This is a genomic window from Pseudomonas sp. C1C7, from assembly GCF_013359595.1.
GTDB lineage: Bacteria > Pseudomonadota > Gammaproteobacteria > Pseudomonadales > Pseudomonadaceae > Aquipseudomonas.
Genome location: NZ_JABFMP010000020.1, coordinates 1 through 13,646, shown reverse-complemented (window position 1 = coordinate 13,646; position 13,646 = coordinate 1). Strand labels below are relative to the sequence as shown.

General features: G+C 59.8%; 13 protein-coding genes and 2 pseudogenes. 6 read left to right on the top strand and 9 right to left on the bottom strand.

The window, feature by feature from the left end:
- Nucleotides 1–7: 7 nt before the first annotated feature.
- From tnpB to HNO86_RS17345, 4 genes and pseudogenes are all read right to left on the bottom strand, one after another.
- Nucleotides 8–343: an IS66 family insertion sequence element accessory protein TnpB gene (gene tnpB, locus HNO86_RS30285; RefSeq protein ID WP_175378164.1), complete on the bottom strand. Its 336-nt coding sequence runs from the start codon at nt 341–343 to the stop codon at nt 8–10.
- A complete protein-coding gene (locus tag HNO86_RS17355) occupies nt 340–666 on the bottom strand; it encodes a transposase (RefSeq protein ID WP_175378163.1) in 327 nt (108 codons plus the stop codon). Before HNO86_RS17355 ends, tnpB begins: the two co-directional genes overlap by 4 nt.
- A gap of 468 nt (nt 667–1,134) precedes the next feature.
- Nucleotides 1,135–1,445, bottom strand: a pseudogene (locus HNO86_RS17350) (transposase domain-containing protein); the annotation flags it as partial.
- Nucleotides 1,446–1,742: 297 nt separating this feature from the next.
- Nucleotides 1,743–2,276 (bottom strand): GNAT family N-acetyltransferase, encoded by a 534-nt coding sequence (locus tag HNO86_RS17345; RefSeq protein ID WP_175378162.1) that lies wholly within the window; start codon nt 2,274–2,276, stop codon nt 1,743–1,745.
- Between the two features lie 421 nt (nt 2,277–2,697).
- Between HNO86_RS17345 and HNO86_RS17340 the strand changes: the two genes are divergently transcribed.
- On the top strand, nt 2,698–3,555 hold the full coding sequence (locus HNO86_RS17340; protein ID WP_175378161.1) for a DNA-binding protein: 858 nt from the start codon (nt 2,698–2,700) through the stop codon (nt 3,553–3,555).
- 190 nt (nt 3,556–3,745) lie between these two features.
- On the opposite strand, the pseudogene HNO86_RS17335 reads toward HNO86_RS17340, so the two are convergent.
- A pseudogene (locus HNO86_RS17335) lies at nt 3,746–4,057 on the bottom strand (LysR family transcriptional regulator); the annotation flags it as partial.
- An 84-nt stretch (nt 4,058–4,141) separates the two neighbouring features.
- On the opposite strand from HNO86_RS17335, the gene HNO86_RS17330 reads away from it, so the two are divergent.
- Nucleotides 4,142–5,065, top strand: a complete 924-nt coding sequence (locus tag HNO86_RS17330) for a carbon-nitrogen hydrolase family protein (protein ID WP_175378160.1) — start codon at nt 4,142–4,144, stop codon at nt 5,063–5,065.
- A 62-nt stretch (nt 5,066–5,127) separates the two neighbouring features.
- Here the strand turns inward: HNO86_RS17330 and HNO86_RS17325 are convergent, their stop codons facing one another.
- The 3 genes from HNO86_RS17325 to HNO86_RS17315 all read right to left on the bottom strand — a co-directional run bounded on the left by HNO86_RS17325 (nt 5,128) and on the right by HNO86_RS17315 (nt 8,185).
- Nucleotides 5,128–5,601, bottom strand: a complete 474-nt coding sequence (locus HNO86_RS17325; RefSeq protein ID WP_175378159.1) for an LEA type 2 family protein — start codon at nt 5,599–5,601, stop codon at nt 5,128–5,130.
- A 60-nt stretch (nt 5,602–5,661) separates the two neighbouring features.
- Nucleotides 5,662–7,128: a nucleobase:cation symporter-2 family protein gene (locus HNO86_RS17320; protein ID WP_175378158.1), complete on the bottom strand. Its 1,467-nt coding sequence runs from the start codon at nt 7,126–7,128 to the stop codon at nt 5,662–5,664.
- Between the two features lie 163 nt (nt 7,129–7,291).
- Entirely contained in the window at nt 7,292–8,185 is an 894-nt protein-coding gene (locus HNO86_RS17315; RefSeq protein WP_175378157.1) for a LysR family transcriptional regulator, read from the bottom strand.
- Nucleotides 8,186–8,285: 100 nt separating this feature from the next.
- On the opposite strand from HNO86_RS17315, the gene HNO86_RS17310 reads away from it, so the two are divergent.
- Nucleotides 8,286–9,380, top strand: a complete 1,095-nt coding sequence (locus tag HNO86_RS17310; protein ID WP_175378156.1) for a polyamine ABC transporter substrate-binding protein — start codon at nt 8,286–8,288, stop codon at nt 9,378–9,380.
- A gap of 28 nt (nt 9,381–9,408) precedes the next feature.
- Nucleotides 9,409–10,368, top strand: coding sequence for an agmatinase (gene speB / locus HNO86_RS17305; protein ID WP_175378155.1), 960 nt, complete (start codon nt 9,409–9,411; stop codon nt 10,366–10,368).
- Nucleotides 10,369–10,474: 106 nt separating this feature from the next.
- Here the strand turns inward: speB and HNO86_RS17300 are convergent, their stop codons facing one another.
- Entirely contained in the window at nt 10,475–11,527 is a 1,053-nt protein-coding gene (locus tag HNO86_RS17300) for an aldo/keto reductase (RefSeq protein ID WP_175378154.1), read from the bottom strand.
- 125 nt (nt 11,528–11,652) lie between these two features.
- Between HNO86_RS17300 and zapE the strand changes: the two genes are divergently transcribed.
- Both zapE and HNO86_RS17290 read left to right on the top strand, forming a co-directional pair.
- Nucleotides 11,653–12,771 (top strand): cell division protein ZapE, encoded by a 1,119-nt coding sequence (gene zapE / locus HNO86_RS17295; RefSeq protein ID WP_175378153.1) that lies wholly within the window; start codon nt 11,653–11,655, stop codon nt 12,769–12,771.
- A gap of 26 nt (nt 12,772–12,797) precedes the next feature.
- Entirely contained in the window at nt 12,798–13,379 is a 582-nt protein-coding gene (locus tag HNO86_RS17290) for a DinB family protein (protein WP_175378152.1), read from the top strand.
- The last annotated feature ends 267 nt before the right edge of the window (nt 13,380–13,646 follow it).

The following is a 13,646-nucleotide window of genomic DNA, read 5'->3' as shown; positions in this document are numbered from 1 at the left end:
GCTGCGGTTAAAGCAGTATGATCGCGCCACCGGAGGCCGCACGTTGCCATGGCAGCCCCAACACCAACGCCTGAAGTTGTTCGGTATCCAGCTCCATTTCAGCGCCGTGGCGAATGCCTGGCCAGTGAAATCTGCCCTGGTTTAACCGGCGCGCCGCCAGCCAGATCCCGAAGCCGTCATGCACCAACACTTTCATCCGAGTGGCGCGGCGGTTGGCGAACAGATAAGCACAGTGTGGCTGCGCCGCACCGAACACCGCGATCACCCTGGCTAGTGCGGTCTCGGTGCCCGCTCGCATGTCCATCGGTTCGGTGGCCAGCCAGATGGAGTCGATGCGGATCACAGGGCAAGCCCCCGGATAAAGCGGGCGCAACCTTCAGGGTCGGAAGCTGGCCACTTCACGCAAATCGATTGCTCGCCAAGCAGAAGCTCGATGATCGCCGACGCTTGAGCCTTTAGTTTGGGGGCGACCGGCGCGACTTTCACAGGAACAAAAGCTGGCAGTGCGACTGCCTGTTGATCGCGGAACAGCGGTATCCACCGACGAACGACATTGGCGTTGATCCCGTGCCTCATCGCAATCGCGGCCACGGAAACTCCGGGCTGCTCACACTCTTGGACGACTTGGGTTTTGAAGGATTTCGGGTATGACTTACGTTGGCGCATGGTGATCCTGGCGTTAAGGGCAATTGCGTCCGCTTAAAAATACGCGGACACAATCGTCCTTATGGGCCGGGCTCGGAAGGTGTGTTCACCGGCCCCTTACGGCCGAAGGCTTACGATTGGAAAATGTTCGCCTCAAATGCCGCTGGCTCAAGAGGGTCGCAGCAGTGTAACCGGACGGCGAACAGACCTACCGATATCCAGAATTAAGGGCGATGGTGTCCGCGTAATTCTAAGCGACGCGATCGTCCCTATCGTCAGGATTTTCGTGCGCCAACGATGCTCTTATCCCAAGCCGTTCATAGCCAAGTCGTCAAGTATTGGCCAGGCGGTTACCAAATAGTGGCTGTGCTGCCATTTAGGTTAATATTTTCTGAGTAGTCGGCCCAAATTTTAAGAAAATCTTGGCTCGGTTAAGAATATCTAGCCAACGGCAGGGAGGGACATGGAAAATCTAGGGGTTTTGCCCATCTATCGTACGCGTAGAGGGAATATGCCTTGCTCTGATAAGCCAGCCATCCACTGATGCGGTAGTAGATGCTCAATCTCACCGGCTTTCTGCGTCGGCAATCGAGTCAGCACATTTTGAGATACGTGTACGGATCATACCCGTTCCTGCGTGCCCACTGGATTAAACTCATAATCGCTGGCGTTCGTTTGTCATTGCGCAGAGACCCGGCGAACAACCAGTTGAAGCGCCCAAGCGCCCATGGCCTGATCGTATTCTCCACCGGGTTGTTGTGGATGGGCACGGCACCATCATTCAGGTAGGCTGTTGGCGCTTATGCGGCTTTGACCCAGTCGCCGAAAATCGTTGACCCACCCGAATACTCAACAAGCGATGTCCTGGCGCGGTTTTTTAGAGGCTAAATCTGGATCAGTCAAAATGATCTCTGGAACTTCTCAGTCAATCGGAGCATTCCGATCCGTAGCCCAAGATACAAGCGACCATTCGCACCTCCCAACGTCTTCGCAGATCAGCATCTTTTAGCTTTTTTCAGTAGATCGCTCACCTACTGCGTGGCAGGAGGAGTCAGGGTCCCGATCGGCATGGACTATTTAAAGGCTAATAGCAGCTATTATTCTATTCCGGCAAACTTGTTTCGTTTTGTTAAATTAAGTTCGTAAAATCTAGTATCTACAATCATGCGCGGGAAGCTTGTCGGGAGATCGGTCTCTTCAATTTTTTCAAATCCCTCTCTCTCGTAAAAACGATGTGCAGCAACGAATTTTTCAGTAGTTCCCAAGTAAAGCCGCTTTGCCCCACGAGGAATGCTGTCATCTAACAACCTGCGCAACAGAAATGCTGCGATGCCATGAGCTGTTCCTCGGACAGAAGCGTCCACAAACATCTTTCGCAAGGCTCCTCGGCCATTGCCAATATCCTTTAAGGCGATAGTTCCTACAACATTATCGTCGATTGTGGCGACCCAAAACCCCCCTATACCGTTTTGATAAAAACTGGGTATCGATTTGAGGTCTGGTTGGTCATCAACTGTTATATCTATATCAAATTCTTCGCGCTGGATCTTCAAAATAAGATTGATTACGTTCTGTTCGTCTTGATTTTGGTAGCTTCGTACGTTGAGCTGGGTGGACTTGAAACTAATCATAATATCCGATACTCATATGGGGCGGCAGGTGCCGTACAATCTATCATCCAAAATGCGTGCATCTTATATGAGACGATTTAGCCCGTGGTGTAATTTTTTCCGTTGTATTATCTCAGAGGGCGGCGCCTCTTGAGAAAGTGCAACAAGCTAGAAAGAACATCTTGGCGATCGAAATTCCATAATTTCTGTCTGAAACTACTGAAAGTACGTGATTCTTGTTGTTAAGCGACGAAAAGTCTAGGGTTTGTGTCCGCAATGGGTTTTTACATGCTCAAAACCGGGCCAATAGTCCAGAATTTATGTCGGTGCGGGTAAACTGATTATCGAATTTTGATACGTCCACCGTATTATTTCCGTATATTCCAAAAAATGATCTCGGATAACTAACCGTTATCAGACACAATATAGCAGGAGTCGACCCATGACTGTAGGAGTCCCAGAGCATGAGGTATTCGCAGCGGCAGATGCTGTGCTGGCCCGCGGCGAACGCCCAACCGTGGAACGGGTGCGGCAGGAACTGGGGCGCGGCAGCCCGGCTCGGGTTGGCAGCCTGCTCGATGATTGGTGGAAGCACTTGGCCGCCCGAATGAAAGGCGAGACGCGCTTGCCAGAACTGCCAGGGCAGGTGGCTCAGGCGTTTGTCACGATCTGGCAGCAGGCGATTAATCTGGCGCTAGGCGTCGCCGAGCAAACTCTGGATGAGCAGCGTCGAGTGCTGGACACTGAGCGGGACCGCATTGCCAGTGTCGAAGACCAGGCCCAAAAAGATTCTGCAAAGTTCAGGCAGCATGCAGCCGAAGCCGTCGCGGGGCGGCAGCTAGTAGAAACACGGTTAGCAGACCTGGAATTGCTCCTAGAACAGCGTCAGACCCAGATAGATGACTTGCATCAGCAACGCGACAGCTTGCAGCGTCAGCGGGACGAAGCTCAAAAGCAGAGTCATCAGCTCCAGCAGGACCTCCAAGCGTTACAGCAGAAAGCTGAGCAGGAACGAGCTACCCAAGAAACCTACGTACGCGGCGTGGAGGATCGTGCGCACCGGGAGGTCGATCGCGCCCGGGAAGAGACCAAAGACGGTGCACGCAAGAACAAAGAACTGGTGCAGCAGTTAGACCAACTGCAACTGCGCCTGAATACCAAACTGGAGGAGCTGACTCAGGCTCAGCAGCAGGCCGCAGTGCAGCAGGCCCGCGCGGACACGCTTGATAGTCAGTTGCAACGATTCAACAAACCCGCAGCCCCGACTAAATCAAGAACCAAAAAAACCAGTGGCCGATAAGTACGCCTTCTATCGATAGCGGGAAGGTGACGCCAGCATCCGCCACGACAAATAGTCCATCTTTTGCGACCTTGCCGACGCATATTCCATGAATTCTGTCATGGGGCGACCCAAAGTTCGCGGTTTCTGTCTTTTTCTGGATTTAAACGCAGAAAAATGGGCAAAAAGTCCAATATTTTTGTCGGTGCGGGAGTGTCACGGAGCGGCCCTCGTAATGGCTGGCATCCGGGTCGACCATGGCCAGGCTTTGTCGGCATTTGTTCAGCGCATCACTGACCACGGGCTTGAGTTGATTGGCCTTGAGGGTGGGCGCCAGTCCGCGGCCGGTGCGCACGAACAACTGGTCGCCATACACCTCGCGCAACCGGCGCAACGCCGCGCTGACCGCCGACTGCGTCACGCCCAGGCGCAGGGCGGCGCGGCTGGCGCTGGACTCCTCGTGCAGGGCTTCGAAGACTTTGAGCAGGTTGAGGTCGATGTCGGTGATATTCATTTGGTTCATATCATTCAGCAGTGAACAGGGCTTTATTCATGATCAGCTGGCGCCGGAGAATGAGCAACACCTGATGCCAATGGAGTTACCGAGATGGCCAAGTCAATCGTTGCCGCACTGCAAATCGGCGCCTTGCCCGGCGGCAAGGCCGAGACCCTTGAACAGATCCTGTCTTATGAAAACGCAATCATCGAATCCCGCGCTGCCTTGGTGGTAATGCCCGAGGCGCTGCTGGGTGGTTATCCGAAAGGCGAGGGGTTTGGCACGCAACTGGGTTATCGCCTGCCGGAAGGGCGCGAGGCGTTTGCCCGTTATTTCGCCAATGCCATCGACGTGCCCGGCGTGGAAACCGAGGCGTTGGCGGGGCTGTCGGCGCGCACCGGGGCCAATCTGGTGATCGGTGTCATTGAGCGGGCGGGCAGCACCTTGCACTGCACCGCGCTGTATTTCGATCCTGTTGCGGGACTGGTGGGCAAGCACCGCAAACTGATGCCCACCGGTACGGAGCGGCTGATCTGGGGCAAGGGCGATGGCTCGACGCTGCCGGTGATCGACAGCCCGGTCGGGCGCATCGGCGCGGTGATCTGCTGGGAGAACATGATGCCGCTGCTGCGCACCGCGATGTACGCCAAGGGCGTGGAAGTCTGGTGCGCGCCGACGGTGGACGAGCGGGAAATGTGGCAGGTCAGCATGCGTCACATTGCCCATGAGGGGCGCTGTTTTGTGGTCAGCGCCTGTCAGGTCCAGGATTCGCCGCGGGACCTGGGGCTGGAAGTGGCCAACTGGCCGGCGGATCGGCCGTTGATTGCCGGGGGCAGTGTGATCGTGGGGCCTATGGGCGATGTCCTGGCCGGGCCATTGCGGGGAGAGCGCGGATTAATCAGTGCCGAGATCGACACGGATGAACTGGTGCGTGCGCGCTATGACTACGACGTAGTCGGGCACTATGCGCGGCCGGATGTGTTCGAGCTGACGGTGGATGAGCGGGCCAAGCCGGGTGTGAAATTCAACGCATAACCACTGTGGGAGCGAGCAAGCCCGCTCCCACATTTGATCGCATTCCATAGAAGGAGCAGGGTTCAGCGGCTCCCGGTCATCGGGCCGGGAATGCTGACCTGGCCACTGTCGACGAAGCGCCGCGTGCCGAACAGGCCGCCGGCCAGTTTTCCGCGCAGCACGTAAGGCATGTTGTGAAAGGTCTGCATCTGGCTCAGGCCATAGGTCTGGCGCAGTACCGAAAACGCCGAGACGCTTACCGGCACGGTCAGCACCGCTTCGGAGTAGCGACCGACGAAACCGGATTCGTTGCTGACACCAGAGGCGAACGGTTGGCCGTTGATGTCCAGGTCCAGCGCCACGCCGTTGTAATTGATGTTGGTGCCGTTGGGGTTTTGCACGCGGATTTTCACGGCAAACCGTACTTCCATGTCCTGGCTTTGCATCGGCTGGATACCGACCACGTTGATGTTCAGCGGGTCGTTGTTGGGATAGGTGGCGCAGGCGCCCAAGGCTAGCAACAGCGTGGAAAGGAAAATCGCGTGAAGGCTGCGCATGAACAGGCTCTCGTCAGTAAAAAGGGCTGAACCGCCAGCGGCTCAGCCCTTGAGCGCTGTCTAGCGGTTCACGGTTGCGACACCGGGCGGTGTCGCGGGTTCACCCTTGGCCGGGACATCCGGATTTTCCATGACCTGCAGAATCGAGGCTTCCGGATCGAAATCGTCTTCTTCCAGCTCGATGAATTCTTCGGGCAGGAAGATATTAAGAACGATAGCGCACAGCGCGCCGACGGTGATCGGCGATTCGAAAATGTTATGCAGCGCCTTGGGCAGTTCGCGCAGCACTTCCGGCACCGCCGCCACGCCCAGGCCCATGCCGATGGAAATTGCCACGATGAGCATGTTGCGCCGATGCAGGCCGGCTTCGGCGAGGATCTTGATGCCGGCCACGGCCACGGTGCCGAACATCACCAGCTCCGCGCCGCCCAGTACCGGCTTGGGCATCAGTTGCAGTACCGCGCCGATCATCGGGAACAGGCCCAGCAGCACCAGCAGCCCTGCGATGAAAAACGCCACGTAACGGCTGGCCACACCGGTCAGCTGGATCACCCCGTTGTTCTGGGCGAAGGTCACCATCGGCATGCTGTTGAACACCGCCGCCATGGCCGAGTTGAGGCCGTCGGCCAGCAAGCCGGACTTGATCCGGCGGATGTACAGCGGGCCTTTGACCGGCTGGCGGGAAATCATCGAGTTGGCGGTGAGGTCACCGGCCGCTTCCAGAGGCGACACCAGGAAAATCACCGCCACCGGCACGAACGCCACCCAATCGAAGGAGAAGCCGTATTTGAACGGAACCGGCACGCTCATCAGCGGCACCTCGGGCATGTTGGCGAAATCGACGACGCCCAGCAGCCAGGCGACGAAGTAGCCCAGGGTCAGGCCGATGACGATCGCACCCAGGCGCAGGAAGGGCACGTCGACCCGGTTCAGCACCACGATGGCCCCGAGTACCAGCGCGGCCAGGCCCAGGTGGCTGGCGGCGCCAAGGTCGGTGGCGCCGAAGCCGCCGGCGATGTCGGTCATGGCCACCTTGATCAGCGACAGGCCCATGAGGGTGATGATGGTGCCGGTCACCACCGGGGTGATGAGCATCCGCAGTTTGCCGATGAACTGGCTCAGCACCACTTCAATGAACGCGGCGAAGAAGCACACGCCGAAGATGGTCGAGAGGATTTCATCGGTACCGCCGCCCCGGGCCTTGACCATGAAGCCGGCGCTGAGGATCACGCTGATGAACGAAAAACTGGTGCCTTGCAGGCACAACAGCCCCGAGCCCACCGGCCCGAAACGCCGCGCCTGGACGAAGGTGCCCAGGCCGGACACGAACAGCGCCATGCTGATCAGGTACGGAATTTCGCTTTGCAGGCCCAGGGCACTGCCCATGATCAGGGTGGGGGTGATGATCCCGACGAAGCTGGCGAGCACGTGCTGCAGGGCAGCGAACACGGTGGCGGTCAGGTGCGGGCGGTCTTCGAGACCGTAGATCAGGTCGTTGTGGCGCAGGTTTTTTTCAGGGGAGGTCATGTGATTGCGTGCCGGGTGGCGGGGCCGGGGTCGGAAAAAGGAGGCGCAGGATGCCAGAACAGTCCGGTAACGGCAAAACAACAGATCAAAAGATCGCAGCCTTCGGCAGCTCCTACAGGAGATCGGTGTAGGGGCTGCCGAAGGCTGCGATCTCTTGATCTTCTCAGGCAAACGCCGCCAACAAATCCTCCTCGAACGCCTTCTGCGCATCCCCCGGCACTTGCGCCCGATGCCGGGCCAGATGAAACGCCACGTCAAAACTCATACCCTCACGCCGCACCACCCGCAGCAGACCCTTGTCCGCCCAGCCCCGGGCAAAGTGTTCGGGCAGGTAGCCGATGTGCTTGCCGGACAGGATGAAGGCGAGGGTGCCTTCGACCTGTTCCGCCCGCGCCGAGGATAATTTGCCCTGGAACGGCTCGTCGCTGCGCAGGAAGCGGTAGGGGTGGTCGACCCGGTCGCAGGCTTGCAGGGCCTGGTCATCCGGCGCCGGGTTATCGAACAGCGGATGGCCGACCGCGCAATACAGGTGCTGGGTTTCAGTGAACAGTTCCCGGTAGTCGAACGCACTTTGCGCCTGGGAGAAGTAACCGATGGCCAGGTCCAGGCGCTGTTGCAGCAGCAGGCGCTCCATTTCGCCGGGCATGGTGCTCATCAGCTCGATGCGCACCGATTCGTCGCGCTGGCGAAAGCGTCCGATCGCCTCGGCCACCCGTTGCAGCACCGTCTGATCCAGCGCTTCGGACAACCCCAGTCGCACCTCGCCGATCAAACGCCCGGCCACGCCGTTGGACTGATGCCGGAACGCCTCGATGGATTGGAACAGCCCACGGGTGGCGCTGAGCAACTGCTCGCCCTTGGGGGTGATCTTGAAGCCGCCCTTGCCACGGCTGCACAGCCGATAGCCGAGGCGGGTTTCCAGTTTGGCCATCTGCTGGCTGATGCTCGACTGGCTCAAGCCAAGTTCACCTTGCGCCGCACTGAAACCGCCGCACTCCACCACGCTGACGAACAGGCGCAGCAGTTGCAGGTCCAGATCGTGGAATTGGCCGAGCATTCACATTACTCCGGGATAATGTCAGGTTAATTAACTTGATATTTCAACAATGTATCGGACATTGCATGCTGCAACCACTTTCTCTGGTCAGGTGGTTGTCATGGCTCCCGTATTCAAGCTCTGTGCTCCTGCGTTACTCCTCACCCTGTCCGCCATGGCTGTCGCCGAAGAGCAGGTGGTCAATCTCTACAGTTGGGCCGATTACGTCGCCCCCGAAACCCTGCAGCGCTTCGAGCAGGAAACCGGCATTCACGTGCGCTACGACACCTTCGACGCGCCGGAAGTGCTGGAAACCAAGCTGCTGACCGGCGGCAGCGGCTACGACGTGGTGGTGCCGTCCTCCAGCGTGCTGGCCCGTGGATTGGCGGCCGGCGCCCTGAAAGCCATTCCCCATGAAGGCCTCAAGGGGTACGCCAACCTCGACCCGGACCTGCTGGAGAAGCTCGCAGCGGTCGATCCGGGCAATCAATATGGCGTGCCTTACACATGGGGCACCCTGGGCCTGGGGATGAATGTCGAAGCGGTGCGCAAACGCCTGCCGGATGCGCCGCTCAACAGCCTGGATCTGCTGTTCAAACCCGAATACGCCAGCATGCTCAAGGATTGCGGCATCGCAATCATCGACTCGCCCCAGGAAGTGATCGGCCTGGCCCTGCATTACCTGGGCAAGGATCCCTACAGCACCGACAAGAACGACCTCGAGGCGGCCCAGGCCTTGTTGCATCAACTGCAACCCTCGGTGCTGTACGTGGCCAGCGGCCGGCAGATCAATGACCTGGCCAATGGCAGCGTCTGCCTGGCGCTGGCCTACAACGGCGATGCCAGCATGGCCGCCGACCAGGCGCGCAAGGCCAATAAGCCGTTCGAGGTCGCCTATCGGATTCCCAGGGAAGGCACCCTGGTGTGGCAGGACAACCTGGCGATCCCCAAGGACGCGCCGCACCCGGAAGCTGCGCGCAAGTTCATCGAATTCATGCTGCGTCCCGAATCCGTGGCCGCGCTGACCAACACCCTGTTTTTCGCCACCGCCAACCAGGCCGCTACGCCGCTGGTGGACGAGGCGGTGCGCAACGATCCGGACATTTATCCGCCCGCCGACGTGCGTGACCGGTTGTATGCGGACCGCACCATGAACCTCAAGGACATGCGCCAGCGCACCCGCGTCTGGACCACGTTCCGCAGCCGCCAACCGTAACTGCCCACTAACAAGAAGGAGAACCGTGATGGAAGTCCCGATGCAAAACGATCAGGCCATGACCCGCGACAGCCTGTACGGCACGGCCGCCGAAAGTACCTATGCCGGCATCACCAGCTTCATGCGTCGTCGTTACAGCCGCGACCTGCGCGGCGTCGATGTGGCGGTCAGCGGCGTGCCGTTCGACACTGCCACCAGCAACCGTCCCGGCGCGCGTTTCGGACCGCGGGGCATTCGTGCCGCGTCCACCGGGATCGCCTGGGAACGCCATTGGCCCTGGACCTTCGATCCGTTCGATCATCTGGCGGTGGTGGACTTCGGTGATTGCGACTTCGACTACGGCTCGCCGCAGGCGACCCCGGAATGCATCGAAGCCCACGCCGAGCACATCCTCAATGCAGGCAGCGCGATGCTGACCTTCGGCGGCGACCACTTCATCACCTATCCGCTGCTCAAGGCTCACGCCCGCAAGCATGGCCCGCTGTCGCTGATCCATTTCGACGCCCACAGCGACACCTGGCCGGACGAAGAGGGCAAGCGCATCGACCACGGCACCATGTTCTGGCATGCGGCGAAAGAAGGGCTGGTCGATCCGGCGCGCTCGGTGCAGATCGGTTTGCGCACCACCAATGACGATCATCAGGGTTTCGAGGTGCTCGATGCGCGCCAGGTGCATCGGCGTGGGGTGGACGCGATCGTCGAGGCGATCCGCGCGCGGGTCGGCGACAACCCGGTGTACCTGACCTTCGACATCGACTGCCTCGACCCGGCGTTCGCCCCGGGCACCGGAACACCGGTGTGTGGTGGCTTGAGCACGGTGCAGGCGCTGGAGATCCTCGGCGGCTTGCGCGGGATCAATCTGGTGGGGATGGACGTGGTGGAGGTTGCGCCGGCCTATGACAACGCGGACATCACCTCATTGGCGGCGGCGACGCTGGCGATGGAGATGCTGTGTTTGTATGCCGCGAAACATAAGGTCGACCGCTGAAATGGGGAAATGAACCCCCTGTAGGAGCTGTCGAGTGCAACGAGGCTGCGATCTTTTGATTTTCCAGAGCAAGATCAAAAGATCGCAGCCTTCGGCAGCTCCTACATCAGGCTACCGGGATGACCGGCAGATCCAGGGTGACACCACCACTGAACCGCACCGCCGACCCGGCCAGGGTTTCATGGGGAACGCCCTTGGCCACCTGGCTGACGCTGTCCAGGCGCGCCAACTGATCGCTGCTCAGTTGCACATCCAACGCCCCCAACGTCGCATCCAGCTGCTCCCGCGTGCGCGAGCCGAGAATCGGGATCAGCGCGGTCGGCGAGCGCCTGGCCTGTTCGCGCAGCCAGGCGATGGCCACGTGGGTCGGGCTGGCCGCCAGTTCCGCGGCAATCAGCAGCAGGGTGTCGAGCAGGGCGGTTTCCCGGGCGCTTTTTTCCGCATGGACCAGCATCCCCAGTTTGCTCGCGCGGTTGTCGCCCTCGGCGTTGCGATACTTGCCGGTGAGGAAGCCGCCTCCCAGCGGCGACCACAGGGTCGCGGCCAGGCCCAGGGCTTCGGCCATCGGCAGTTGCTCACGTTCGGCCGTGCGTTCGGCCAGGCTGTACTCGACCTGGATCGCCGCAATCGGCGCAAACCCGCGCACTTGCGCCAGCAGATCGGCGCGGGCAATGCGCCACGCGGGGAAATTCGACAGCCCCGCGTAATGGATCTTGCCGGCCCGGACCAGATCGTCGAATCCACGGAGGATCTCCTCCATCGGCGTCACGCCATCGCTCATGTGCGCATAGAACAGATCGATGTGATCGGTGTTCAGGCGCTTCAGGCTCTCCTCGACGGCGCGCACCATGTTCTTGCGGTTGTTGCCCGTGTGGGCAATGCCCGCGGCCGGCGTCGTGCCCACGGTGTACTTGGTGGCGATGACCAGGCGATCCCGTTCGGCGGCGATGAATTCGCTGAGCATGGCTTCGGACTGGCCGCCCTGATAACCGTTGGCGGTGTCGATGAAGTTGCCGCCGGCTTCCAGGTAGCCATCGAAAATGCGCTTGGCTTCGTCACGCTCGGCGCCATGGCCCCAGCCGGTGCCGAAATTGCCGGCGCCCAGAGCCAGTTCGGAAACCCGCAGGCCGGTTTTACGGCCGAAAACTTTGTAGTGCATGGGATGACTCCTGAGAGAACGGCTTATAAATGTTTATCGACATATAAAAATATGATTCTAATCATTTATAAGGTCAAGGCTCTCGGGTGTCATTCGGCGGATTCTTCAGGGCTATACTGCCGCCCATGAATGTCGACTCCCCCCTGAGTGCGTGGCAGCACGCCATCGAACAGAAGGGCTTCGTCCAGGACGAAGCCCAGGAACACGCCGTCTGGGCGTTGCAGAAATGCCACGAAGCGCTGCATGAAGGTCGCAGGCCGATCACCGGCGTTTATCTCTGGGGTCCGGTGGGGCGTGGCAAGACCTGGCTCATGGACCAGTTCTATCAAACCCTGCGCGTCCCGGCCCGGCGTCAGCACTTTCACCACTTCATGGGCTGGGTGCATCAGCGCTCGTTCCAGCTCACCGGCACCGCCGACCCGCTCAAGGCCCTGGCCCGTGAACTGAGCGCGGAGGTGCGGGTGCTGTGCTTCGACGAGCTGTTCGTCAACGACATCGGCGACGCAATCATTCTCGGCCGACTGTTCCAGGTGATGTTCGAGGAAGGCGTGGTGGTGGTCTGCACCTCCAACCTGCCACCGGAGCAGTTGTACGCCGATGGCTTCAATCGTGATCGCTTCCTGCCGGCTATCGCGGCGATCAAGCAACACATGCAGGTGATTGCGGTGGATGGCGGTGAAGACCATCGGCTGCATCCGGGGCAGGGCCTGCAGCGTTACTGGGTGGTCGAGCCGGGGCAGGCGAGCGCCCTGGATGACGTGTTCAGGCTGTTGACGGTGGGGCAAACGGTTTCCCGCGAGCCGGTGCAGGTCGGCTATCGCTCGCTGGAGGTGGTGCAGGCGAGCCAGTCCGTGCTCTGGTGTCGATACGCCGATCTGTGTGAGCAGCCGTTTGCCGCGATGGATTTCATGTCGTTGTGTGACACCTACGGGGCGATTCTGCTGGGTGACGTGCCCAATCTGAGTGCGCAAAAGCGCGAAGGGCGTATTGCCCGAGGCACTGAAGATGGCGCGGAGCGCATCGAGGCCGGGGATCGCGAATTGCCGCAGTTGTCGGTGCATGATGACGGTGTGCGGCGCTTCATTGCCCTGGTGGACGAGTGTTACGACCGCAAGGTGCCGCTGTATCTCGAGGCCCGCGTGCCAATGGAGTCGCTCTACACCGAAGGCTATCTGGAATTTCCGTTTCGCCGCACCCTCAGTCGCTTGCAGGAGATGCAGCTGGAGCGTTTTGCGCAGGCATGAGGCTCAGCCGTTCAGGAGGCATCAGCATGAGTCAACCGCTGTCCCACCATTTGCTGACCATGGCGTATCAGAATGCCTGGGCCAATCATCGACTGGCCAAGGCCTGGAGTCAGTTGAGTGCGGCTGATCTGACAGCGCCGCGTGTGAGTTTCTTTCCCGGTATTCGGGCGACGCTCAATCACATTCTGACTTGCGACCGGTTCTATGTGGATGCGCTGGAGCGGGAGTTGCGGGGGGATAGTCCGCATCCTGACTGCTATGTGTTTTTCAAGGAGGACGAGCCGGTGGTTGATGCCTTGGCGCTCAGGCACGAGCAGGCTCAGGTCGATCGGCGGCTGATTGCCTATTGTGAGCAGATGCGTGATGTGGATCTGGTCAAGGTGGTGACTATCGCTCGGGATATGCCGCAAAACGACAGTCGGCTGCGTTTGCTGTCGCATCTGTTCGAGCATCAGATTCATCATCGGGGGCAGGTGCATGCGATGCTCAGCGGTACGTCGGTGAAGCCGCCGCAGCTGGATGAGTTTTTCTGTGAGGGGGAGGCCGGGTTGCGGGCGGAGGATTTTGCGGAGTTGGGGTGGACTGAGGCGTTGATCTGGGGGCATTGATAGGGCGGGTTTCACCTCATGACCTGTGGGAGCTCTGGTGGCCGACCTGATTTCCCGAATGTACCCAGACCCACTGTGGGAGCGGGCTTGCTCGCGAGCTTTTTAGGTTGTGTGCATATCCATTGCTGCGGGCGCCGCGACTTTCGGTTCCGCCCTGACGGTCGGGTCACTTTTGGCAAACGCCCCAAAAGTAACCAAAAAGTCTTGCCCCAACGTTCGGTCCCTCGCCAAGGCTCGGGATCCCTTCGCTCCGGCATTCATCCGGGG

Coding starts and splice junctions, on each gene's coding strand:
- HNO86_RS17355 (WP_175378163.1), bottom strand. CDS start 666: ATGCGCCAACGTAAGTCATACCCGAAATCCTTCAAAACCCAAGTCGTC.
- HNO86_RS17345 (WP_175378162.1), bottom strand. CDS start 2,276: ATGATTAGTTTCAAGTCCACCCAGCTCAACGTACGAAGCTACCAAAAT.
- HNO86_RS17340 (WP_175378161.1), top strand. CDS start 2,698: ATGACTGTAGGAGTCCCAGAGCATGAGGTATTCGCAGCGGCAGATGCT.
- HNO86_RS17330 (WP_175378160.1), top strand. CDS start 4,142: ATGGCCAAGTCAATCGTTGCCGCACTGCAAATCGGCGCCTTGCCCGGC.
- HNO86_RS17325 (WP_175378159.1), bottom strand. CDS start 5,601: ATGCGCAGCCTTCACGCGATTTTCCTTTCCACGCTGTTGCTAGCCTTG.
- HNO86_RS17320 (WP_175378158.1), bottom strand. CDS start 7,128: ATGACCTCCCCTGAAAAAAACCTGCGCCACAACGACCTGATCTACGGT.
- HNO86_RS17315 (WP_175378157.1), bottom strand. CDS start 8,185: ATGCTCGGCCAATTCCACGATCTGGACCTGCAACTGCTGCGCCTGTTC.
- HNO86_RS17310 (WP_175378156.1), top strand. CDS start 8,286: ATGGCTCCCGTATTCAAGCTCTGTGCTCCTGCGTTACTCCTCACCCTG.
- speB (WP_175378155.1), top strand. CDS start 9,409: ATGGAAGTCCCGATGCAAAACGATCAGGCCATGACCCGCGACAGCCTG.
- HNO86_RS17300 (WP_175378154.1), bottom strand. CDS start 11,527: ATGCACTACAAAGTTTTCGGCCGTAAAACCGGCCTGCGGGTTTCCGAA.
- zapE (WP_175378153.1), top strand. CDS start 11,653: ATGAATGTCGACTCCCCCCTGAGTGCGTGGCAGCACGCCATCGAACAG.
- HNO86_RS17290 (WP_175378152.1), top strand. CDS start 12,798: ATGAGTCAACCGCTGTCCCACCATTTGCTGACCATGGCGTATCAGAAT.